The 23,934-nt window shown below is 53.4% G+C and carries 16 protein-coding genes; 13 read left to right on the top strand and 3 right to left on the bottom strand.

The window, feature by feature from the left end; genetic code table 11:
• Positions 1-28: 28 nt before the first annotated feature.
• Positions 29-5,026, top strand: a complete 4,998-nt coding sequence (locus GT3570_RS15515) for a pullulanase X25 domain-containing protein (RefSeq protein WP_062898975.1) — start codon at positions 29-31, stop codon at positions 5,024-5,026.
• Between the two features lie 51 nt (positions 5,027-5,077).
• Here GT3570_RS15515 and GT3570_RS15510 read toward each other — a convergent pair whose 3' ends face one another.
• Positions 5,078-5,821, bottom strand: a complete 744-nt coding sequence (locus GT3570_RS15510; protein WP_062898974.1) for a hypothetical protein — start codon at positions 5,819-5,821, stop codon at positions 5,078-5,080.
• Positions 5,822-6,041: 220 nt separating this feature from the next.
• Here GT3570_RS15510 and GT3570_RS15505 point away from each other — a divergent pair, with 220 nt between their 5' ends.
• The 5 genes from GT3570_RS15505 to GT3570_RS15485 all read left to right on the top strand — a co-directional run bounded on the left by GT3570_RS15505 (position 6,042) and on the right by GT3570_RS15485 (position 12,324).
• Positions 6,042-7,274 carry a CAP domain-containing protein gene (locus GT3570_RS15505; RefSeq protein WP_062898973.1) on the top strand — a complete coding sequence of 411 codons (1,233 nt, stop codon included), beginning with the start codon at positions 6,042-6,044 and terminating at the stop codon, positions 7,272-7,274.
• Between the two features lie 158 nt (positions 7,275-7,432).
• Positions 7,433-9,391 (top strand): phosphodiester glycosidase family protein, encoded by a 1,959-nt coding sequence (locus GT3570_RS15500; RefSeq protein ID WP_023633620.1) that lies wholly within the window; start codon positions 7,433-7,435, stop codon positions 9,389-9,391.
• 183 nt (positions 9,392-9,574) lie between these two features.
• Complete coding sequence (locus GT3570_RS15495; RefSeq protein WP_062898972.1) at positions 9,575-9,976, top strand: hypothetical protein; 402 nt, start codon at positions 9,575-9,577, stop codon at positions 9,974-9,976.
• A 163-nt stretch (positions 9,977-10,139) separates the two neighbouring features.
• Positions 10,140-10,880, top strand: coding sequence for a hypothetical protein (locus GT3570_RS15490; protein ID WP_021321955.1), 741 nt, complete (start codon positions 10,140-10,142; stop codon positions 10,878-10,880).
• Positions 10,881-10,911: 31 nt separating this feature from the next.
• A complete protein-coding gene (locus tag GT3570_RS15485) occupies positions 10,912-12,324 on the top strand; it encodes a S41 family peptidase (RefSeq protein ID WP_062898971.1) in 1,413 nt (470 codons plus the stop codon).
• A 173-nt stretch (positions 12,325-12,497) separates the two neighbouring features.
• On the opposite strand, the gene GT3570_RS15480 is transcribed toward GT3570_RS15485, so the two are convergent.
• Positions 12,498-13,391 (bottom strand): accessory Sec system S-layer assembly protein, encoded by an 894-nt coding sequence (locus tag GT3570_RS15480; protein WP_062898970.1) that lies wholly within the window; start codon positions 13,389-13,391, stop codon positions 12,498-12,500.
• Positions 13,392-13,429: 38 nt separating this feature from the next.
• Positions 13,430-15,823 (bottom strand): accessory Sec system translocase SecA2, encoded by a 2,394-nt coding sequence (gene secA2, locus GT3570_RS15475; RefSeq protein WP_047758303.1) that lies wholly within the window; start codon positions 15,821-15,823, stop codon positions 13,430-13,432.
• 267 nt (positions 15,824-16,090) lie between these two features.
• Between secA2 and GT3570_RS15470 the strand changes: the two genes are divergently transcribed.
• The 7 genes from GT3570_RS15470 to GT3570_RS15440 all read left to right on the top strand — a co-directional run bounded on the left by GT3570_RS15470 (position 16,091) and on the right by GT3570_RS15440 (position 23,921).
• Positions 16,091-17,173, top strand: a complete 1,083-nt coding sequence (locus GT3570_RS15470; protein ID WP_020278877.1) for a glycosyltransferase family 4 protein — start codon at positions 16,091-16,093, stop codon at positions 17,171-17,173.
• A gap of 235 nt (positions 17,174-17,408) precedes the next feature.
• On the top strand, positions 17,409-18,527 hold the full coding sequence (locus GT3570_RS15465; RefSeq protein ID WP_021321960.1) for a DegT/DnrJ/EryC1/StrS family aminotransferase: 1,119 nt from the start codon (positions 17,409-17,411) through the stop codon (positions 18,525-18,527).
• A 118-nt stretch (positions 18,528-18,645) separates the two neighbouring features.
• A complete protein-coding gene (locus GT3570_RS15460; RefSeq protein ID WP_031206184.1) occupies positions 18,646-19,383 on the top strand; it encodes a GumC domain-containing protein in 738 nt (245 codons plus the stop codon).
• Positions 19,380-20,393 (top strand): Gfo/Idh/MocA family protein, encoded by a 1,014-nt coding sequence (locus GT3570_RS15455; RefSeq protein ID WP_011232636.1) that lies wholly within the window; start codon positions 19,380-19,382, stop codon positions 20,391-20,393. The genes GT3570_RS15460 and GT3570_RS15455 overlap by 4 nt, the downstream gene beginning before the upstream one ends.
• 15 nt (positions 20,394-20,408) lie before the next feature.
• On the top strand, positions 20,409-21,722 hold the full coding sequence (locus GT3570_RS15450) for a nucleotide sugar dehydrogenase (protein ID WP_062898969.1): 1,314 nt from the start codon (positions 20,409-20,411) through the stop codon (positions 21,720-21,722).
• 17 nt (positions 21,723-21,739) lie between these two features.
• Positions 21,740-22,471, top strand: coding sequence for an N-acetyltransferase (locus GT3570_RS15445; protein WP_011232634.1), 732 nt, complete (start codon positions 21,740-21,742; stop codon positions 22,469-22,471).
• A 1-nt stretch (position 22,472) separates the two neighbouring features.
• Positions 22,473-23,921, top strand: a complete 1,449-nt coding sequence (locus GT3570_RS15440) for a lipopolysaccharide biosynthesis protein (protein WP_021321963.1) — start codon at positions 22,473-22,475, stop codon at positions 23,919-23,921.
• Positions 23,922-23,934: the final 13 nt, after the last annotated feature.

Here is a 23,934-nt window from a genome sequence, read left to right as displayed (position 1 = left end):
AATATAAAAAGGAAAGGAGAGAAGGAAGTTGGCCAAACAAAGGAGAAGGGAGCGGGGGATGATCAAGAGGGCAAGGAGAATGCTATCATTGGTTTTGGCATCGGTGTTGTTGCTGGCATTGACTCCTTTCCAGGCGGTTGCCGCTGCGAACGAGGCAGGAAGTTCTAGCGCTCTAGGGAATGGAGCGCATCGGTGGACGGCCGAATCCACGGCCTCGCAACCACGGACGATCACGCTAGTCGGCAATTTGCAAGATGAGTTGGGCCATACGGCGGAATGGGATCCGGGGGCATTGGCGACGAGGATGCATGATGAAGGGAATGGGCTTTATACATTCACCGGGACGCTGCCAGCCGGGACCTATGAGTACAAAATTGCGGTCAACGGCAGCTGGGATGAAAATTACGGCGCCGGCGGCCGCAATGGCGCAAATCTGGTGTTGAAGCTGGATCGGCAAACCGAGGTGACGTTTTATTACAATGACCGGACGCATGCGATCGCTGATTCGACATGGTATACGGCGATTGCGAAGGAGAAACAGCCGCGTCTTGTCGGGACGGTGCTGCCGGCCATCGGCTATGAGGGGGAGAGCAACGGATGGACTCCGGGGACATCGACGGCGCTGTTGACCGATGATGATTTTGACTCGGTGTACACGTTTACGGCGCAGGTGCCGAAAGGATCGTATGAATATAAAATTGTCCTCGGAAACAATTGGAATGAGAGCTACCCACAAGAGAATGCACGCTTAAATGTTTTGGAAACGACGATCATTACATTCTTCTTCAATGCGAAAACAAAAGAGGTGTACACCGACTACAACCCCAATGGCTCTGACGGTGTTGTTCAGAAAGACCGATTAAAACACAATACATGGGATACGCTGTACCGCCAGCCGTTTGGTGCGGTGAAAGCGGGAACGAAGGTGACGCTTCGTCTGGCGGCGAAAAAAGGCGATTTGACGAAGGCGGATGTGTATGTGAAAAATGCGACGACCGGAACCGCCAAAGTCTACACGATGGAAAAAGTCGGCGTGCTCGGGGATGATGAATATTGGGAGGCTGCGTTTACCCCTTCTGCGCCGGGGGTATACGGTTATAAATTTATCGCTGTCGATGCCGGGATGAAGGCGGAATATGGTGAAGATACGAAAGAAGGACAATGGGGGAGGGCGGTCGACAAAAATGCGGAGCTGTTTCAGCTGACCGTCTATGATCCGAATTACAAAACACCAGATTGGATGAAAGAAGCGGTTGTGTATCAAATTTTCCCGGATCGGTTCTTTAATGGCAACCCTTCAAATGATAACAGCAAGCAGCAGGCACGCGGGGCGCAGCCGATTGAGCATCGCGATTGGTCGGATTTGCCCGATAATCCGCGCCTGAAAGGGACGAGCGGCTACGATGGCGACGGTGAATGGTCGAATGACTTTTTCGGCGGAGACATCGCCGGAATTGAACAAAAGTTGGATTATTTGCAGTCGCTTGGAGTGAACACGATTTACTTAAATCCGATCGCCAATGCGCCATCGAACCATAAATATGATGCGAGCAATTACAAAGAATTGGATCCGATGTTCGGTTCCCCGGAAGAATTCCAATCGTTTGTGCAGGCGCTTGCGAACCGGGGGATGCATCTCATCTTAGACGGGGTGTTCAACCACGTATCCGACGATTCGATTTACTTTGACCGCTACCACCGCTATCCGACCGTCGGTGCGTATGAATATTGGGAAGCGGTTTACGATTTGATGAATGAAAAAGGATTGAGCGAGGAAGAAGCGCGGAAACAAGTGGAAGAGAAGTTCAAACAAGAGGGACAGACGTTCAGCCCGTATGGGTTTCATCTTTGGTTCAATATTGAAAACAAAAAAGTCAATGGCCATTATCAATACCAATCATGGTGGGGCTATGACAGTCTGCCGGAGTTTAAGTCGGTGACGGGGGAAAAAGTGCCGCATCCGAGTGAATTGAACAACGATGCGCTCGCGAATTACATTTTCCGTGAATCGGATTCGGTGGCGAAAAGCTGGATTGCCCTCGGCGCCTCCGGCTGGCGGTTGGATGTGGCCAATGAGGTGGATCCGGCGTTTTGGCGCGAGTTTCGCCAAGAATTGCTTCAAGGGTCGTACGGCCGCGGTCCGACGTTAAAAGAGGGGGAGCAGCCGCTCATTTTAGGGGAAATTTGGGATGACGCATCGAAATATTTTCTAGGCGACCAGTACGATTCCGTGATGAACTACCGGTTCCGCGGGGCGGTGCTTGACTTTTTGAAAAACGGAAATGCAGAAGAGGCGGACAAGCGGCTGACGGCCATAAGGGAAGACTACCCAAGTGAAGCGTTTTATGCGCTGATGAACTTAATCGGTTCGCATGACACGGCGCGGGCGGTCTTTCTGCTTGGGAACGGAACGGATTCATCCGAGCGGGCGGAGCTTGATCCGAATTATAATGAGGAACTTGGGAAAAAGCGGCTCAAGCTGGCGGTGATTTTGCAGATGGGATACCCGGGAGCGCCGACGATTTATTACGGCGATGAAGCGGGAGTAACAGGCTCAAAAGACCCAGACAACCGCCGCACGTATCCGTGGGGCAAAGAAGATCAAAATCTGTTGTCCCATTATCAGAAAGTGGGGCACATTCGCCAGCACCATCAATCGTTGTTGGCCCATGGCGACATCAAGACGGTGTATGCGCAAGGGGATGTATACGTATTTGCCCGCCAATACGGGCGTGAAGCGGCGCTCATTGCCATCAACCGCGGCAATGAGGACAAGACGGTGGCGCTTGACGTCGCTTCGTTGCTTCCGAACGGCACCGTGCTTACGGATGAGTTGCATGATGGCGGGGAAGCTACGGTCGCTGGCGGAACGTTGACGGTCACGATTCCGGCCCTGGATGGACGGATGATGTTTGGGACGGTGACGGCGGAAATGCCGGCAGCAGTCAGCAATTTGCAGGCGAGCGCTTCGGATGGCTGCGTGACGTTAACGTGGGAAGGAAATGCATCGAGATACCGAATTTACGAGTCCACGTTAAAAGGTGCCGGTTATACGATGGTGCAAGAGACGGAAACAACTTCGGCCACGATCGGTTCGTTGACGAACGGAACAGCCTATTACTTTGCCGTTGCGGCGGTCGATGAAAACGGGAATGAATCACCGAAGGTCGAAACGAATCGCGTCGTTCCTCATTACCCGCTGACGAGCGACAATGTCCAGTTCGTGACAACGTTAAGCGATGCCACACTGGATTTGTCAAAGCCGCAGCAAGTGGATGTCCATGTCAACATCGACAATGTGACAAGCAAAGGAGCAGCTGATGGGTTGCAAGCGGTGTTGCAAGTGAAAGGCCCGCATGACGAAACATGGAAAGAATACAGAGCGGCTTACCAAGGACAAGACGGCGACGCCAACGTGTTCCGAGCTGCCTTCACTCCGCTCGCCGCAGGGACGTATACGTATCGTTATGCGCTGACGACCAACCTTGGCGAGGAGTGGATGTATACAGAAGAGAAGCAAGTGACGTTTGCGGCAGACAACAGCGACCAAATAGCGCCAGCAGACGCCATCGAGCTGCGGCAGCCTGCGGTTGAATCGGGACAAGTGAATTTATCATGGACGTTTGTTGGGAAAAAAGATGGGGATGCTTATTTGTTAGCCATCGAGCGCAACGGTGATATCGTGCATACAACCACTTCGATCGGCGATTCATTTACAGACTACGATGTCGAAAACGGCACCGAGTACACGTATGTTGTCAAGTTGTATGACCGCGCCGGCAATGTTGTGGCGTCAAACACGGTCAAGGTGACGCCGGACATTGTGATGGTGAAAGTGATTTTTAAAGTGAGAGCGCCGGATTACACACCGTTGGATGCCCGAATTACGATTCCGAACAGCTTGAACGGCTGGAACACAGGGGCCTGGGAGATGTCGCGCAACGGTGCGGTGACGCCCGATTGGCAATTTACCGTCGAGGTGCAGGAAGGGGAAACGATCACCTATAAGTATGTGAAAGGCGGATCGTGGGATCAAGAGGGGTTGGCCGACCATACGCGTGAGGACGACAACGATGATGACGTGAGCTACTACGGCTATGGGACGATTGGCACCGACTTGAAAGTGACGGTCCACAATGAAGGAAACAATACGATGATTGTGCAAGACCGCATTTTGCGCTGGATCGATATGCCGGTCGTCATCGAAGAGGTGCAAAAACAAGGAAGTCAAGTGACGATCAAGGGCAATGCCATTAAAAACGGTGTTTTGACGATCAATGGCGAGCGGGTGCCGATTGATGGCCGGATGGCATTCTCGTACACGTTTGCGCCGGCCAGCCATCAAAAAGAAGTGTTGATCCATATCGAACCATCGGCCGAAAGCAAAACAGCCATTTTCAACAACGACGGCGGAGCGATTGCGAAAAACACAAAAGATTACGTGCTGAATTTAGAAACGAAGCAATTGCGCGAAGGGAAGTTGACAACGCCGCCAAGCAACGGCGATTCTCCAGGAAGCGGTTGGCCGGGCAGCGAAACGCCGTCCCATGACGGAGGGACAACACCAGGCAACGGCACCTCTCCGGGCAACGGTGGTCCATCGGATGGCACATCCCCTGGGGGGAGCGTTCCGCCGGGCGGCACAGCTCCGCCGGGAAACGGAGCACCTCCATCAGCACCGCCGCAAAAACCGTCTCCATCGAAACCAAAAGAGAAACCGAGAAAGCCAACCACTCCTCCAGGCCAAGTGAAAAAAGTGTACTGGGATGGCGTGGAGCTGAAAAAAGGGCAAATCGGCCGCTTGACGGTGCAAAAGCCGATCAATCTATGGAAACGGACGAAGGATGGGCGCCTTGTGTTCGTCCGCATCTTACAGCCTGGGGAAGTGTACCGCGTCTACGGGTATGATGCGCGCTTCGGCGGGCAGTACGCGGTCGGCGGCGGGTATTACGTAACAGACATTGACACGCACATCCGCTATGAAACGCCGTCAAAGGAGAAGTTGAAGTTGGTGAATGGGGAGTAAGCAAGAAAGCAAGGCTGTCCGAATGAATGGGGCAGCCTCGCTTTTTGCACGTTATTGTTCACTCGTGACCGTAACCGCCAACCCGTCCGCATCATAGGAAAGGGCAATCACAAGGCCGTCTTTGTGAAATGCGAGTGCAGGCGGGTAGTCTTGGCCAGAATCGGACTGTTCATACTGGTTTCCAAATAGCGTGATGAGCTGTTGTTTCAGATTGTTGTAAATCGCTGTGAGCTGATCGCTTGTATACTCCTGGCCGGCATCGAACGAGTAGCCGTAGAAGGCAAGCTTTCCGTTCTCAAATCCATAGACGAGCAGCGTATGATATCCGAAAAGAGAAGTCGAATAGACCCAGGCTTGGCCGCCGTCTATATTTTCTTGTAGGATAAATTTTGCGGTTTCCAACTTCTTGACTTGAGAAGTGGACATGCCGAGTTTTACTCCACGGAACAGCTGTTCCATTTTAACTTGATTGAGTTTTGCTTTGGAAGGAGTTTCGTATTTTACCCGGGCATCGCGATCGACATAATATCCGCCGCCTAAACCTAACATGCCAGGTTTAAACGTGTAAATGCGATAGACTCCGCCGGCTTTTAACGTTTTTATGTAAACTTTCTTCTCTCCTTGTAACTTATAAAGCTCGGTATCTTTCAAAACAGTTAATTTGCCGATCTGTCCCTGCACCAATTCCATGCCATTCCACCAAACTTTTGCTTGCGCATCGTGGGCGTGAAATGGCGACAGAAGGATTCCGGCGCTTAGCGCTGAGACTGCTAGAAATTTTTTCATGATCTTCATAAAGTATGCTCCTCTCTCACGAAAATGGAAGAATAATATGATCCATTTTAACCTATATTTCGCCCCTTAGCCAAGTGGGTGCGAAGCTTGTTTGACGAAATTTCGACATTTGCACAGCCAAAGCGGCCTCTTTTTCGTTGAAATCATTCTTTTTTCTCTTTTCTTTTGATGGAAAGACCTCTATGATGAAAGAAAAAGAGAAAGGAAGGAGCGGGCGGAAGTGAGGAAATGGGTGCAGGCGGTGGCAATCGGAATGCTGTTGGCTGCGGCCGGATGGCTTTGGATGCCGAGTTCATCAATGGTCAAGGCGGAGGATTGCGAGGAGCTTGTCGGAACGGAAAAAGTGTGGTGGGACGGCGCTGAACTGAAGCCCGGACAAATCGGCCGGTTGACGGTGATGGCGCCGACAGAGCTATGGTTGTCGAACAAAGCAGTGAAGACGCTGCCAAGCGGTGCGGTGTATCGTGTGTACGTGCTAGGCGGCGGCTATTTTGGTGTCGGCCGAGGATATGGGATCAAGAACGATGCCCGCGTCCGCTATGAAACGCCGTCAAGAGAGAAGTTGGCCGCTGCTTTATGCGTGCAGCAGGCGAAGGCAAACATGGCGGATGTCACGATGAACGGGGTGGCGATCGGCGACTCGCGCGCCAAGGTCGAAGCGATGTACGGCACGGCGAAGCGCAAGACGAAAAACGCCTACGGCCTATATTGGGAGGCGTATGATCAAGGCGGTTACAAAAACTTTTTGATGGTGAGCTATGACCGTGATCGGGTGGCGGCGATGTACACGAACCAACCGATCGTCCAAACGAAAAAAGGAACGGGCATCGGAACGGCGAAAACGGTGGTGGAAGCGCGCTACGGCCGGCCGCTCGCCTTCATCCAAAAAAAGGATGCCGTCTACGACATTCAAAATGACGAATACGGGACCTATCTTGTCAACGGCCGCTACGTCACCTTCTTTTATGACCGGTACAACAACAACCGGGTGGATGGCGTGCTTGTCGTCAATCGGGCGCTCGAGGATGAAAAGCCCGGGTTTTACGGAACGACGACGGAGGAGCTGCGCACAGCGTATGAATATCAAATTTTTGATTTAGCAAACGCGGCGCGCCGCTTGCACGGGCTTCCGGCGCTCGCGTGGGATGCGAAGGCGGCGGCGGCCGCCCGTGAACATAGCGAAGATATGGCGGTCCATCACTACTTCTCTCATACGAACTTGCAAGGATTGTCGCCGTTTGACCGTCTGAAGCGCCATGGCATCGCTTATCGCGTGGCGGGCGAGAACATCGCCTACGGACAATACGATGCGATTTTTGTCCATGAAGCGTGGATGCACTCGCTCGGGCATCGGCAAAATCTTTTATACCCGGACTTTACCCGCCTTGGCGTCGGGGTCGCGTTCAATTCATTCCATCAACCCTACTACTCTCAAGAGTTTTATGCTCCGTGACCGCGGATGATCCTTTCGCTTCTCAAGAGCGTCCCAGCAGTGCTGGGACATTTTTTTTTTGACCAGATAAATGGAAAAAGATCCCCCTTTTTGTAGAAGTTTGTCGTATAATAGAATCGATTGCAACAAAATGATAGAAAGAGAGGAAAAGGGGACCAGTGGGAAAAGCGAAGAACATCATCCGCATTGGGGTCGGGGCGGTGTTGGCCGCATGGACGGCGCTGCAAGCGCCAGAAGCGGATGCCGGAGCGAATGTCGTCTACTGGGAAGGCATGCGCCTTGTGCAGGGGCAAATTGGAAAATTGGAGATCGTGAAACCGATTAACCTATGGAAACGGGAAAACGGGGCGCTGACGTTTGTCCGCGTGTTGCAGCCTGGAGAACAGTACCGGGTGTATTCGTATGACGAGGCGTTTGGCGGCCAATACGGGGTTGGCGGTGGATATTACGTCACCAATATCAAAGGACATGTTGTGTATAAAACGCCGTCGAGGGAGAAGCTGAAGCTTGTCAATCCGGGGCGGTATGGAGCGAGGCAGTTGGCGGTCGGCACGGTGGTAAAGGAGGTGTCGACGCGCATCGCCTCTGGGGTGGAAAAAGAGGAAATGGAAGTCGTCGGAACGCGCGGCAAGCAGCACGTGTACAAGCTTGACATCGATACGTCGAATGAGAGGCTGGTCATTGAGACGGCGCTGTCCAATGATCAAGTGCTTGGCATTGAACCGGTGCTTGAGCAGGCAAAACGGTACGATGGCCGCGACGGAACCGTGCTGGCGGCGGTGAACGGCGATTATTTCAAACAGGATGGTTCGCCGACCGATTTGATGGTGCACCGTGGGGAAATTGTGATAACAAATACGACGCCGGCGGCGGAACGGACGATTTTTGGCATCAGCGCTGATGGGAAGCCGATGATTGGAAACCCAGATGTTCAAATTGGCGTTCGAATTGGACAAGGAATCTCATATCCCGTCGATGGCATCAACAAGCCGCGGCGCGCTCATCAGTTGATTTTGTACACCCCGTATTTCGCTGCTTCCACGAAAACGAACGCTCTTGGGACGGAAGTCGTGCTGACGAATGTACAAGGGGTGTTGAACGGGAATGGAACGGTCACCGGAACGGTGAAGAAAGTTGTAGTCGGTCAAGGCGATGAACCGCTCCAGCCTGGAGAGCTCGTGTTGTCGGGCCATGGCCGGGCGAGCGACTATTTGCGGCAGGCGAAAGAAGGGGATGCGGTGGAAATTTCCCTTCAGTATGACCAGCCCGAATGGAGTGGGGTGAAAGAAGCGCTCGGCGGCCGATACCGGTTGGTGGCGGATGGAAAAGTGCAGCCGTTTTCGATTGAAGGAGTCCATCCGCGTACAGCCGTCGGCATTGACAAGAACGGAAATGTCATGCTCGTCGTTGTCGATGGCCGCCAGCCTGCCCATAGCCAAGGAATGACATTGAATGAGCTGGCCAAGCTGATGTATGAGCTTGGCGCCGTCGATGCGATGACGCTCGATGGCGGCGGTTCTTCGACATTTGTCGTCCGCCAGCCAAACGGGCAGCTCAAAGTCGAAAACAAACCGTCTGATGGATTTGCGCGTCCGGTGGCGAATGCGCTTCTTGTTGTGTACAAAGAGACGCAAGAGAACGGGGAAAGCGAAGAAGTGCTTGATGATTTTGAGGCCGAGTCGAAGTGGAATGCATCGGGCGTCAACTATGTGGGGGCTGCGGTCGAGCGGACGACAGAAAAGGTGAGAGAAGGAAAGCAGGCGCTGAAAATTTCATATGATTTTCGCGGGATGCCAGGGACATCCGGCGTCTATGCTAGTCGGGAGGAAGCGATTTGGATTTCGAAACGGCCGCAAGCGATTGGCATGTGGGTGTATGGAGACGGAAGCGGCCATTGGCTGCGCGCCCAGCTGCGGGATGGAAGCGGGCGCCGCATCTGGATCGATTTTGCCCGCCATGTCGATTGGACCGGTTGGAAATATGTGCAAGCCGCTGTGCCTAGCGATGTCGCGCTTCCGCTCATGCTGGAGATGCCGGTGCGTTATATGGAAACGGAAGCGGGACGGAAAAACGCCGGAGCGATTTATATCGACGGCCTTCGCGCCATCTTCCGCTGATGCGCTCGCCTCCCCTGCTTGCCTAGAAGGATGGTGAATGAACAAGGGATGTTGCTCATCGATAGGGGTTCCGAAATCGAGAAAGTCCTTGCATGCTGCTCTTCTAGGCATTTGCATTTCTCTGAAAAGTATTGTATATATTATAAAATGGGCGGATAGGCAAACCACAAGGGAGGCAAAAGTTTGACGATGGACGAGCAAACGTCGTTGGAGCAGTTGCGGAAAAATCCGCCGAAGCTGGTCGGAGGATATAAAAAACAAGGATGGGCGATCAAAGTGTTGGAGCGAATCGCCAATCCGGATGTGGAAGACGAAGGGGACGGTCGGGTGACGGCCAAAGCGGTGCTGCGGGCGCAAGACGGCACGTATTACCCGGCTTTTTTGACAATTGACCTCCATCAACAAGGAAGAGTCGTCGGCGTCTATTTCATCGCCGAAAACAAGGAACAGTTCGATTTGATTCCGTTCGAATGGGCGAAAGAGTTTCTTGGCAAGCCCGAGCAGGACGTGATTCCGTTTCGCTACCGGACGCTGAGCAAAATCGACGGCGACAAACAGCAAACCCATTGGCCGGACTTTAGTTGATCAAGGCTGGCTCTGACAGTCAAAAAGGTGGCTGAAGAGTCGGCCTTATTTTATGCTTTGAAGGGCTTAAGTTCGATTTTTTTCAGAACATATTTTCATTTTGTGTCTTTTCCAGTAAAATTGAAATACATGTTTACTATTTTCATAGATAGCAGGTGAAAGTGTGAGGAGAAAACGGAGAAAAGCATTTTCCATCATCGGATGGCTGGCGGTGTTTTGGTTGTCGTTTTCGCTGTTGACTGTTCAGGCGGAAGCGGCCTCGTTCCCGAATGTGGAGAGGCTTGAACAGCATGCCGCCCAGCTTGAGCGGGCGATGAAAGCGGATCAATGGTCCAAGCCGTACCGTCTCTTGAACCAAGTCAAACGCGATTATGAGGCGGCGAAAAAAGAAGTGGCGCGCGTGCGTCCGCAAACGGCAAGGGCGCAGTTGGAAAAACGGATCGCGGCCGGAGAACAGACGATGAAAAAGGCTTCCGCCTACATCAGCGCTGTCGAAAGCGGGGAGCGATTGCGCGCCTTGACGGCCAACGTCGACCGGGCGCTGCGGATGGGGGATGTGGATGTCGTGTATGATTCCTATGCCCCGTTGCAATACCAAATTCGCAAAACGGCGATTCTCATTGGCCGCGTTCCGGGAGTGTCGCTTCGCGAAAAGATGGAAGGATGGTTTCAACGCCCGGCTTTGGCTGTCAAGCAGCGCGCGTATTATGCCATCAATATTATGCAAGCCATGGACAAGCTGCTTGATGCGTATGATGAAGGGGATATCGCGCGGGCGGAGCGGTTGCTGTCGCTTTGCGACCGGTGGCTGCCAAACGTGGTGGATGCGGCGACGCGCAAGCAGCTGGCGGTGTATATCGATGATTTTAAAGCGCCGGTTGTCTTAGATGTCGATATCGAATAAATCGGCGCATGTCGGGAGAGGAGAGACGGATATGAATGTGATTCAGCGATGGGCGGCGGCTCTTATGTTGCTTGCGGCTTCATTTTCGGTTTGGAGTCCGCCGGCGGAGGCGGCGGCGGCTTCGGCGTCAACGAAGGTGCTCGAAGAAGTGCGGGAAATTGTCCGCCAGTATTATGTGGAACCGGTGAGCGATCAAGTGCTGAAGGCGAGCACCCCGCAAGATATTGTCAAACAGCTTGACCCGTATTCTGCCTATATGGCAAAGGAAGAATACGAGGAATTTTTGAAGTGGATTGATATGGAGTCTGTCGGCATCGGCGTGATGGTTGAGGAAGATGAGGACGGCGTCCACATCATGTCTGTCTTGGACAATGGGCCAGCCGCCCGCGCCGGACTGCAGCCGGGCGATGTGATTCAGGCTGTTGACGGGCAGCCGGTAACGAATGAGACAATGGAAAAAGTATTGAGCTTGATCGCAGGAGAAGAAGGAACGACGGTGGCCGTAACCGTTTGGCGGCCGTCGACCGAGGAAACCGTCAGCGTCACCATCAAGCGGGAAAAAATCGACTGGCCGAACGTTGAGTTCAAACGGCTGGCAGGGAATATCGGCTATATTCAGCTATATAGTTTTGATGAGACAGCGCCCGGTGAGATCGAACGCGCCATCCGCTCGTTAAGCGGGGTGAAAGGGTGGATTTTTGACCTCCGCGACAATCCGGGGGGATATGTGGAAACGGCGCAGAAAATCGCTGGCTTTTTCCCGAATGTGAAACAGGCGTTTCAGTTGCGCGACCGTTCGAATCACCCAGAAGTGTATGCCGCTGTCAAACAGCCGGTGCAAATGACGGGACCGATCCGGCTGCTTGTCAACGCGTCGAGCGCGAGTGCGTCGGAAATGTTGGCGGCGGCGGTGAAGGAGCAAAAGGCGGCCGTTTTGTATGGGCAACGGACGTTTGGCAAAGGATCGATGCAGGAAATGTTTGAGCTGTCGGACGGCAGCATGTTGAAGTTGACCGTCGCCCACTTTTTCTCGCCAAAAGGGACGCCGATTCATAACGTTGGGGTGAAGCCGGATGTGCCGACGGTCGTTGGGAAAGAGCTGTATGCCGCTCACCGCGATTTGCTGATTGGGCAGCTGAAAGGGTATCAGTCGCTCGGCAAGCTGCGCAATGCGCCGGTCGATAAGACGTTTGTCGTCCGTTTCTCTCGTCCGCTCGCCAATACCGCGGTAAGCGGAGTAAAATTGTATCAATTAGGTGGACAGGAAGTAGCGGTGACGGCGCAAATCCGCCGGGGGACGGAGCTTTTGATCAAACCGGCAGCGAAGCTGGCCAAAGGGCAGAGCTATTTGTTGGTCATTCCGCCGGTGTTAAAAAGCAAAGACGGCGTAGCGATGAAAAAAGGCGCTTACATGGAGATTCAAACCGCTGCTTCTACGAAATAAGGCTCTCCCATCGAGATGCGTTGGATAGCCGTCTGCTCTTGATGGTGCAAAGTTCGGCTGCTTCGACTAAGGCGCGGCCGACAGCGGGAGCGCGGTCGTTTTGAACGGAACGATGCAAAGAAAGCTGGCCTCCATCGGTCGTTTGGCGACCATGGGGGCCAGCTTTTTGCAGGTTACTCGTCGCTTGACGGCGTTTCTTGCTTTTCGCTCTGTGCCGGGGAGGATGGGATTGTCACCTTCCAGGACGTCCAATCCGGTTCTGCTTTGTGCAGCAATTCCGGTGGGAAGAGGAACGTCCATGGTTTGCTGGTGTGAGCTTTCACTTCCAGATGGCAGGGAAATAATCCGCGGGCGACGATATCGCCAGCATGATCCCGCACTTCAAGCGGGATTTGTTCAAAATGGATATGTTTGTCGCTGCCGTTGCGAATGAGCAACGTGACGCCTAGTTCACCGGAAGGCAGCTGTTTCGCTTCAATGCCCATGAAGTTCACCTCTCCGGGAGCGGGAGGCGGAACCGAGTCAACGAGGGCTTGCAGATGTTGGCGCTGCTTGGCCGACAGCGCCTGCTCCCAGCTTTCCTCTAGGTCGAGCCGATGCCGCGGTGTCAGTTCAAAGGCGATCTTCCATCCATCTGCGGGCAACTGATCGACGAGCTTGTCCTCGGCGGCGAACAAAAACCGCCACGGGCGGGCCGTCATCGGCGGCAGTTCGCCGAAAGGGCTCATATCAAACTCTTTGCGGGCGATCGCCGTGCCATCCTCGTCAAGCAGCAACAGGCGGATTCGTTCAAAGCGAACCGGCTTCGGCAGCGTGTTGCGCAAAATGGCGACAGCGACAAACCCATCGTTGTATTCGACCAGCTTGACGCCGGAAATGGAAATTTGGTTTGGCTGAAGCGGCGGCAGCTGTTCGTGGTAAAAGCGATAGACGTACGTTTCTTCCGGAGACAGCTGCCAGTCCGGATGAAACGACAGCGTCGTTTTCGTTCCGACCTCCGGCTGTTTGACATGTTGCGCCGGCAGCTCGGCTTCCGGTTGCGTGCGTTGTTTTCGTCGGAAAATCATAGGGAACCTCCTTTACGAGGCGGCGTGCTGCGCCGCGGTTATGGTTTGTTCGCGGCGGCGGCCGCTTCGTCATCGATGACAAACTGGCTTTTCAAATAGTTCATGGCTGTCGTGCAAATGCCGGCGTCGATCGCTTGCTGCAGCGCGACGAATTCGCGGTAGGCGTCCATTTCAAAGGCGCGGTACGGATCCTCTTGGCCGTAGCTGCGCAAATGAATCCCCTCTTTTAATAAATTCAGTTGATTTAAGTGGCGAATCCAGTGGGCGTCGATTGTTTCAACCATCAAATGTTTAAGCCGCATGGTTTGTTCTTCGTCGCACGGAAGATCGGCGAGCGCCGCTTCAAGCGATTTGTATTCGTCCCAAACAAGCTGGGCGATTTCTTCTTTTTGCTTATGGCGAAGATCATCAATCGGATAGGCAAACCGGAAAAAGGCACGGCGCAGCTCGTTGTGCAGTCCTTCGATGTTCCACTCTTCAAAAAAGACGTTTTCCGGACAATAACGGTCGATTGTTTGCGTGATATGGCGATGGATGTGCCGAAGGAGCTCGGACAGCACCTCTGCTTGCTTCAGCGCCAAGACGCGATCGCGCATATGGTAGATGACTTTGCTTTGTTGGTCGATCACGGTGTCCAATTTCAATAAATGCAATCGCGCCGAATAATGGGCGTTTTCGATCGTTGTTTGCACTTTTTGGACGAACTTGATCGGGTCGGGCGACACGATGCGCCCGGTTTCATCCGTCTCGACTTTGCTTTTCCATTTTTTCAATTCATCTTGATCATACAAGCGGAATAAATCGTCGTCGAGCGAAATGATAAACTGGGAAGACCCCGGATCCCCTTGGCGTCCTGCCCGGCCGCGCAGCTGCATATCAATGCGATGGCTTTCATGGCGCTCTGTGCCAATGATGTGCAGCCCGCCCAGTTCCTTGACGCCTTCCCCAAGCAAAATATCGGTCCCGCGCCCGGCCATATTGGTGGCGATCATCACTTGCCCTTTTTGCCCGGCGGTCGCGATGATGCGCGCCTCTTCTTCCTCCGTTTTGGCATTGAGCAGGTGGTGAGGGATGCCTGCTTTCGAAAACGCTGCTGACAACCGTTCCGACTGAGCGACCGATGTCGTGCCGATGAGAACAGGGCGGCCGATGGCATTCATTTTTTTCACTTCGTCAATAATTTTCCGTACTTTCGCCTCGTACGTCTGGTAGACGAGGTCGTCCCAGTCGGTGCGTCGGGATGGCCGGTTTGTCGGAATCGTAATAACGCGCAGCCGGTACGTTTGCCAAAATTCTTCTTTCGACGGCGTAGCGCTGCCGGTCATCCCGGCCAGCTTCTCATACATGCGAAAATAGTTTTGGATCGTAATCGTTGCTTGGATGTCGTTTTCTTCGGTGATTTCCACACCTTCTTTCGCTTCAATCGCTTGATGCAGGCCGTCGCTGAACGAGCGTCCTTCCATCACCCGGCCGGTGAACGGGTCAACGATCATCACTTTGCCGTTTTTGACGATGTAATCGACATCCCGCCGCATGATAAACCAAGCGCGCAGCGACTGCATCGCATGATGGAGCAGCACGTGATGCTCCCAGTCGTATAGGTTATCGATGCCAAACGCCCGCTCGATTTTTTGCGCCCCTTCTTCGGTGAGGAAAATTTGTTTCGTCTCCGGAGACCGTTCATACTCTTTTCCTTCTTCGAAGGTGCGGACGATGCGTGCCATAATCGGGAACAATTCGGCTCCGATTCCCGATTTATTGGCGATGATGAGCGGGGTGCGCGCTTCGTCGATTAAAATGCTGTCGATTTCATCGATGATGGCGTAATACAGCGGGCGCTGCACTTTATCTTCGAGGCGGTACACCATGTTGTCGCGCAAATAATCAAAGCCGAACTCGGTGCCGGTGCCGTACGTGATGTCGGCCGCGTACGCTTCTTTTTTCTCGCTGGCCGTCATTTGCGACACATTCAGGCCGACGGTTAAGCCGAGAAAGCGGAACACACGGCCCATTTGTTCGCAGTCCCGGCGCGCCAAATATTCGTTGGCCGTAATAATGTGGACGCCTTTTCCAAGGAGGGCGTGCAAGTAGCTTGGCAAAGTGGCCGCCAACGTCTTTCCTTCCCCGGTCTGCATTTCGGCGATGTTTCCTTCATGCATCGCCAATCCGCCCATCAGTTGCACGTCGTAATGGCGCAGACCGAGCACGCGCCGCGCCGCCTCCCGGACGACGGCAAACGCCTCGGTTTTTATGTCATCGAGCGTCTCGCCGCGTTCGAGCCGTTCTTTGAAGACAACCGTTTTTTGGCGCAGTTGTTCATCGCTCAGCGAAGAAATGGTTGGTTCCCATTCATTGATTTGCGCCGCCAGCTTGGCAAGACGCTGCACTTCTCGCGCGCTTTCGTCAAATAGTTGCTTTACTTTTGCAAACATATGTCCATTCCTCTCCTAGACAGGCATGATTCACACCAAGTGCTCTAAAACCTAATTATAGCACAAGATGTTTCCTGTGGAGGGAGGATGTAAAATGTGGAATCGTTCGCCGGATTGGCGCTCGAGCTTCTCGAGGCAAGGGAAAAAGAAATTTTCCATCCTTGGGGACAAAAAAGGGGTGTAAAAAAAGATTGATTTACTCATCGTATATGGTAACATAAAGATGATGTGTGTTTCCGCGATTTTATAAGGCCAAGGTGATTGCACATGAATATGGAAGCATTTGCCGCATGTTTGGCTTCGTTTATTACAGTATTGGTCATCACCCCATTCGTGATCAAGCTCGCCATCAAAATTGGGGCGGTCGATCGGCCGAACGGGAGAAAAGTGCATACAAAAGTCATGCCAAGGCTTGGCGGATTGGCCATTTTTATCGGTGTCGCCGTCGGCTATTTTGTCGGCGGGGTGTATAAAGAGCAAGTGACGGGGATGACGGTCGGCGCCATCATCATCGTGCTCGTCGGGATGCTCGACGATTTGTACGAGCTGTCGCCAAAAGTGAAGCTGGCCGGCCAGCTGCTGGCGGCGTTCGTCGTTGTCGCTTCCGGGCTGAAGGTCGATCTTTTGACTGTCCCGTTTGTCGGCACGTTTGAGTTGGGGCTGTGGAGCTACCCGATCACCATATTTTGGATTATCGCGATTACGAACGCCATCAACTTGATCGACGGGTTGGACGGATTGTCCGCAGGCATTTCCGCCATTGGAATTGCGGCCATTGCCGTCATGGCGGGCATGGCGGGCAAAATGCTCATTTTCACGCTCTGCTTGATCATCTTGGGCAGCGTCATCGCTTTCTTGTTTTACAACTTCCACCCGGCGAAAATTTTCATGGGGGATACCGGCGCGTTGTTTTTAGGTTATGCCATTTCCGTCCTGTCGGTGCTAGGGCTTTACAAAAGCGTGACGCTCTTCAGCTTCGTCGTTCCGGTGATCATTTTGGGCGTGCCGATTTTCGATACGACATTTGCCATTATTCGCCGCATTGTGAATAAAAGGCCGATCTCGGCGCCGGATAAGTCGCATCTTCATCATCGACTGCTGGCTCTCGGCTTTTCGCATCGCAACACGGTCTTGCTCATTTATGCGTTTGGCCTGATGTTTGCCATCAGCGCGATTTTGTTCTCCGCCTCGACGTTATGGCAGTCCATTCTCATCGTCTTTGCCTTGATCGTCTTCGGGGAACTGCTTGCTGAACTGATCGGCTTGGTCAATGATCAGTACAAGCCGTTTATGACCTTTATTCGCAAGCTGCTTCGGGGAAGCCGAAAAGTATACGGAAATGACCGATAAATAGCAAATGGGCCGTTTGTGTCATGAAAGGGACAAACGGCTTTTTTCAGGAATTACCCTTCTTTGGAAAATTATACCCTTCTTTTTCGTTGTTTATGCAGCTTCTGCCGTTCCTTCGCTGATTTTTTTTGCGGCAAGGCCAAGATTGCCACAAAACTGTCATTATATATTGACGCAAATGTGATAAACTAAACATGTTTATTCTATATATTTTTTGGATTTGGAGGAACTTGCGATGAACGTGCCAATGTTGGATTTAAGCGAACAGTATGAACAATTGAAGCCGGAGATCATGCGCGTATTGGATGAAGTGATGCGCTCCTCTCGCTTTATTTTAGGAGATTATGTCAAAAAGCTAGAAGCAGATATTGCTGCCTACAGCCGGGCGAAACACGGAATCGGCTGCGGCAACGGAAGCGATGCGATACATATTGCTTTGCAAGCGGCCGGCGTCGGGCCGGGCGATGAAGTCATCACAACGGCGTTCACCTTTTTCGCGACGGCAGGATCGATTGCGCGGGCCGGCGCCAAACCGGTGTTTGTCGATATCGATCCGGTGACGTTCAACATCGATCCGGCGCAAATTGAAGCGGCGGTGACGGAGAAAACGAAAGCCATCATCCCGGTGCATTTGTACGGGCAAATGGCGGATATGGAGGCGATCGCCGCGATTGCCAAGCGGCATGGATTGGTTGTCATCGAGGACGCCGCCCAGGCGATCGGCGCGAAATACAACGGGAAATGCGTCGGCGAGCTTGGGACGGCGGCGACGTACAGTTTCTTCCCGACGAAAAACTTGGGCGCCTACGGGGATGGCGGCATGATCATTACGAACGATGACGAACTGGCGGAAAAATGCCGGGTCATCCGCGTTCATGGCAGCAAGCCGAAATATTACCATCATGTACTTGGCTACAACAGCCGCCTCGATGAGATGCAAGCGGCGATTTTAAGCGTCAAATTCCCGCATCTGGATCGGTGGACGGAACAGCGGCGCAAGCATGCGGCGACGTATACGCGCCTGCTCGAGGAGGCGGTCGGCGACCTTGTTGTGACGCCGAAAGAAGTCGATGGGCGCTATCATGTGTTCCATCAATACACGATTCGAGCGCCGAAGCGAGACGAGCTGCAAGCGTTTTTGAAAGAACAAGGGATCGCGACGATGGTGTACTATCCGCTGCCGCTGCATTTGCAACCGGTGTTTGCTTCGCTCGGGTATAAGGAAGGGCAGTTGCCGGAGGCGGAAAAAGCGGCGAAAGAAGCGCTGTCGCTGCCGATGTTCCCAGAGCTGAAAGAGGAGCAGCAACAGTACGTCGTGGAGAAAATTGCGGAATTTTACCGTCATTCCGCTTGATCGTCCAACCGGCCAAAGGAGACGTCACTTGCGCACAGCAATGGCGTTTTCTTTGGCGTTGGATCATTTGTTTTGTTCACAACACTTTGTTATTTTATGATAAGGGATGGTGGCCGGATTGACGGCGGAAAAACGACCGTTTGTGCTATACGAATATTTGCGCTTTTTTTGGCAGCGAAAATGGTGGTTTCTTCTCGTTCCGCTTGCAACGATCGTTTTGACCGTCATCGCAGGGCGGTTTTTGCTGCAGGGGGAGAAGTATACGGGGAAAGCTGTCGTGTTTACCGGATCGATTGACGTAAAAGAGTTGACGGATCCGAAAAATATAGAAGCGAAGTTTCCTGAGGTGAAAAACTTGGATGTCGTCGTTCCTGAGGAACAGTACGTGCAAATCACTGTCAAAGGCGACGATGAACAAGACGTGAGTCGAGAATTGAAGCTTGTTGTGTCGGAATACAGTCAGGAGCTCAAGCGCCATTCGCAAGAGCGGATTGATGTCACCACGAAATACTTGCATGCGCTGGAAGAACGGGAGCGCGCATTGCAGCAAAAAGTCGATTATTATAGCGAACAAATACAGTCGGGCCGCTTGAATCCAGAACAGCTCAATGACATCAGTGACTTGTTGGTCGAGTCGGAAAACAACTTGACCGAAGTGATGGAGCGCGTCAATCGCATCCGCGGCAATCTTGTCTTTTACGAAAAACCGGCCGTGTTGTCGGAAACGGTGGCGAAATCGAAAACGTATACGGGGCAGCTGATGGCCGTCGGCCTTGTCCTCGGCCTGTTTTTGACGGTCGTTTGGCTCGTGCTTTGGAAGTATATATTGGACGCGAGGAGGTACTATTCTTCATGATCCGTTTTGCCATTGTCGGCATGGGGCATATCGCCAAAAAACATATCGATGCCATTGAAAAGGCGGACGGCGCCGAGCTGGCGGCAGTGTGCGACACGAATCCGGAACGTTTGCGCGACGTGTCGGACGTTCCTGTTTACACTGATATGGAGACGATGTTGAAGGAGAACGAACAGATCGATGTCGTCAACATTTGTGTTCCGTCTGGATTGCACGCGCGGCTGGCCAAGCTGGCGGCCCGCTATCGCCGTCATATCATTGTGGAAAAGCCGATGGCGCTCCGTGTGAGCGACGCCGAAGAGATGATCCGCGCGGCGAAAGAATACGACGTGAAGCTCGCGGTCGTTCATCCGAACCGCTTTCGTCCGGCTATTCGGAAGCTGAAAGAGGCGATGGAGCGCGGGATGTTCGGAAAACTGAGCCATGCGAACGCCACGGTGCGCTGGAATCGAAATCAAGCCTATTATGACCAGGCGGCGTGGCGGGGGACGAAAGAGTTTGACGGCGGCGTCCTGATGAATCAAGCCATTCACAATTTGGATTTGCTGCTTTGGCTGATGGGGCCGGTCAAGGCGGTGCAAGCGATGGCGGCGACCCGTCTGCGCAAGATTGAGACGGAAGATGTCGCGGCGGCGGTCGTCGAGTTTGAAAGCGGGGCGCTTGGCGTCATTGAGGCAGCGACGACGATTTATCCGCAAAACTTGGAGGAATCGATCGCCATTTTCGGCGAAACGGCATCAGTGAAAATCGGCGGCCGGACGGCCAACTTTATCGAAACGTGGGAAGCGGAAGGCGTCAGCGAGGAAGAACGGGCAAAGCTCATCGATGAGATCAACGCCGACCCGTTTGGCAAGCCGGGGCACCAATGGATCATTGAAGATATGGTGCAAGCGATTCGCGAAAACCGCGAGCCGATCGTCACTGGTTGGGACGGATTGGCTCCTGTTCGGCTGATCGAAGCGATTTTGCGTTCGGCGGAAACGGGGACAAGAGTGCAACTATCTGAGTAGAAAGGAATGAGAGGAATGAACTACGCGGAACGGCTGTTGCAAAAGTTTGAGAAACGCGACGCGGTCATCGGCGTGGTCGGGCTTGGCTACGTCGGGCTGCCGCTGGCAGTCGAAAAAGCAAAAGCAGGGTTTCATGTCATTGGCTTTGACATCCAACAAAGCCGCGTCGATCAAGTGAACAATGGGATCAACTACATCGGCGATGTCGTCGATGAAGATTTGCATGAGATGGTCAAACAAGAGCGGCTTGTGGCGACGACCGATTACGCCCGGATCGCGGAAGTCGATGCCGTGGCGATCGCGGTGCCGACCCCGCTCGATGCGCATCACCAGCCGGATACGTCCTACGTTGAAAACTCGGCAAACGAAGTCGCCAAATACGCCCATGAAGGGATGCTTGTCGTTTTGGAATCGACCACCTATCCAGGCACGACGGAAGAAATCGTGAAACCGGCGCTGGAGAAAAAGGGGCTCGTCGTCGGGGAAACGGTGTTCGTTGCCTATTCGCCGGAGCGGGTTGACCCGGGCAACAAGCAGTTTAAGACGAAAAATACGCCGAAAGTCGTCGGCGGCGTGACAAAGACGTGCACGAAAGTGGCAGCGGCCATGTATCGAGCTGTGCTTGAAGGCGATGTGCACGAAGTGTCGAGTCCGGCGGTGGCGGAAATGGAGAAAATTTTTGAAAACACGTTTCGCCATATCAACATTGCGTTAGCGAACGAAATGGCCATTTTGTGCGAACGGATGGGCATTGATGTCTGGGAAGTCATCGATGCAGCGAAAACGAAGCCGTACGGATTTATGGCGTTTTATCCGGGGCCGGGGCTTGGCGGCCATTGCATTCCAATCGACCCGTTTTATTTGACATGGAAGGCGCGCGAATACAACTACCATACGCGCTTGATCGAGCTGGCCGGAGAAATCAACAACGCAATGCCGGAATATGTCGTCAACCGCGCGATGCTCATTTTGAACGAAGAAGGGAAGGCGCTGCGCGGTTCGAAAGTGACGGTGCTCGGCGTCGCCTACAAAAAAGACATTGATGATGTGCGCGAATCGCCAGTGTTGAAAATCGTCGAGCTGCTCGAGCAATACGGAGCGGAATTTGCGGTCGTCGACCCGTATGTTCCGTCGTTCCGGGCGTGCAACCGGGTGATTGAGACGGTCGAGCTGACGCCGGAACTGCTTGCACAGTCAGATCTTGTCTTGATTACGACGGATCATTCCAACATCGACTATGAAATGGTCGCTCGTCACAGCCGGGTCGTGTTTGACACACGCAATGCTATGAAAGATGTGTCGAAACCGGCAAAATACGTCAAATTGTAAGCGAAGGAGACGAAACCATGAACGTTGTCGATCCCTCTGTTGTTTGCGGTGAACGTGTCGAAATGGGCCATTTCACTGTCATCGAGGCGAATGTAAAAATCGGAAACGACGTTAAAATCGGACATCGCGTCACGATTCACGAAGGAACCGTCATCGGCGACGGCGTGACGATCGCCGACGGAGCGGTGCTCGGCAAACCGCCGAAGCCGGCGAAAACGAGCACCGTCAAGCTGTCGGGCGAGCTGCCGCCGCTTGTCATCGGCGACCATTGCACGATCGGCGCCAACGCCGTCATCTATCGAGGCGCGACGATCGGCGCCTACACATTGATCGCTGATTTGGCGAGCGTGCGCGAAAACGTGCACATCGGCCAATATGTGATCGTCGGGCGCGGGGTGTGCGTCGAAAACCACGTCCAAATCGGCGATCGGACGAAAATCCAGTCAAACTCCTACATCACGGCCTACACGACGCTCGAAGACCATGTGTTCATCGCCCCGTGCGTCACGACGACCAATGACAACTACATGGGGCGGACGGAAGAACGGTTCGCCAAAATCAAAGGGGCGACCGTCAAGCGCGGGGCGCGCGTCGGAGGCGGAGCGATTTTGCTGCCGGGCGTGACGGTGGCGGAAGAGACGTTTGTCGCCGCTGGGGCGCTCGTCACAAAAGATACGGAACCGAGGACGGTCGTGAAAGGATTCCCGGCGCGCTTCAGCAAAATGGTCGACGAGCGGGAGTTGTTATAAATTGTTCTCGGCATTCAAGCGTTTAGGAGCGGATTCGCTCCTTTACGCGTTTATGAACGTCGGCACGAAGCTGATTGCCTTTTTGATGCTGCCGATTTATACAAGCTATTTGTCAAAGGCGCAGTACGGGGCGGTCTACTTGATCGACCAATGGACGTCGATGCTGACATTTCTCGTCATTTTCGGTACGGATTCGGCGCTCTCTTTTTACTATTACGACACGGACGACAAAGAGAAGCGCCTTTTGTATGTGCGCAACGTCATGTACTTCCGGCTGTTTGTCGTCGCCATCTTATTTTTGGCTGTCGTTTTGGCCGGTCCGTGGATCGCAGGCGCGCTGTTTCAAGAACCTCGCTATGTCGATTTGCTGTACATCAGTATCGCGACGTTGCTGCTCGATACGATTTTCGTCATGGCGACGACGGTGCTGCGGTTTGAATTTCAGACGAAAAAAGTCGTGATTTGGACGCTCGTGAAAATGCTGCTTGTCTCTGTGCTGTCGTATGCGGCGCTCCGGTGGTTCGCGGCGACGCCGGAAGGGCTGCTCATCGGCCGGCTCGTGAGCAGCGCGCTCGTGTTTTTGTTGATGCTGCATTTGACCGTAAAGTATATGGTGTGGCGCGTGCGCTTTGACGTGTTAAAGGAGCTGCTTGCCTACGCCGCCCCGCTCGTGCCGACTTCGCTCGCCTTTTGGGTGATCGCCAACGTCAGCACGTTTTTCATCCAACGGTTTGCGTCGTTGGAGGAAGTCGGGGTGTTTGGGGTTGCCTTGCGTCTCGCGACCGTGATCACGCTCATCACGAGCGGCGTGCAGATGGCGTGGCGTCCGTATTCGATGTCGATGAAAGACCGGCCGGAAAGCCGTGCGCTGTTTGCGAAAGTGTATATGGCGCTTTTGCTCATTGGAGCGTTTGGGCTGCTTTTGATCGCCACGGCGAGCCCGTGGCTTGTGGAAACCTTTTTCAAACCGGAATATCGCGATGCAGCGTCCTATATCCCGTTTTTATCGGCCGTCACGTTTTTGAACTTTTATTATCTGATTGTTTCCACCGGCTTGTTTTTGACAAAGGAAACCGGCTATATTTCACGGGTGTTCACGCTAGCGGCGCTTCTTCATCTTGCGTTGAACGCCGTTTTGGTGCCGCTTTGGCTCAGCTGGGGGGCGGTCGCGGCCAGCCTCATTACGTATATTGTCGCTGTGGCTTTCATTTTTCGCAAAAGCCAGCAAGTGTATCCTGTGCCAGTGTCATGGAAAAAGATGGCTTTGGTTTTGGTCGGCACATTGCTCGCCCTCATCGTCATCGTCTACGTTCAGCAGGCGCCGCTTGCTGACGGCTGGGTGCTCGCTGGTTGGGGCTTGTTTGCCGCCACGCTCTTTGCCAGCCGGGTTGATCGTGATTTGCGCCGTCCGGTGCGCACGATCGAGGATGAAAATGCGCAAAATACTTGATAACCGCTCATCT

This window comes from Geobacillus thermoleovorans (assembly GCF_001610955.1).
Taxonomy (GTDB): domain Bacteria; phylum Bacillota; class Bacilli; order Bacillales; family Anoxybacillaceae; genus Geobacillus; species Geobacillus thermoleovorans.
This window is presented reverse-complemented; position numbering and strand designations above follow the sequence as displayed.

Bases quoted from the DNA above. Each gene is read 5' to 3' on its own strand.
- GT3570_RS15510 (WP_062898974.1), bottom strand. From the start codon at position 5,821: ATGAAGATCATGAAAAAATTTCTAGCAGTCTCAGCGCTAAGCGCCGGA.
- GT3570_RS15485 (WP_062898971.1), top strand. From the start codon at position 10,912: ATGAATGTGATTCAGCGATGGGCGGCGGCTCTTATGTTGCTTGCGGCT.
- GT3570_RS15480 (WP_062898970.1), bottom strand. From the start codon at position 13,391: ATGATTTTCCGACGAAAACAACGCACGCAACCGGAAGCCGAGCTGCCG.
- secA2 (WP_047758303.1), bottom strand. From the start codon at position 15,823: ATGTTTGCAAAAGTAAAGCAACTATTTGACGAAAGCGCGCGAGAAGTG.
- GT3570_RS15470 (WP_020278877.1), top strand. From the start codon at position 16,091: ATGAATATGGAAGCATTTGCCGCATGTTTGGCTTCGTTTATTACAGTA.
- GT3570_RS15465 (WP_021321960.1), top strand. From the start codon at position 17,409: ATGAACGTGCCAATGTTGGATTTAAGCGAACAGTATGAACAATTGAAG.
- GT3570_RS15455 (WP_011232636.1), top strand. From the start codon at position 19,380: ATGATCCGTTTTGCCATTGTCGGCATGGGGCATATCGCCAAAAAACAT.
- GT3570_RS15450 (WP_062898969.1), top strand. From the start codon at position 20,409: ATGAACTACGCGGAACGGCTGTTGCAAAAGTTTGAGAAACGCGACGCG.
- GT3570_RS15445 (WP_011232634.1), top strand. From the start codon at position 21,740: ATGAACGTTGTCGATCCCTCTGTTGTTTGCGGTGAACGTGTCGAAATG.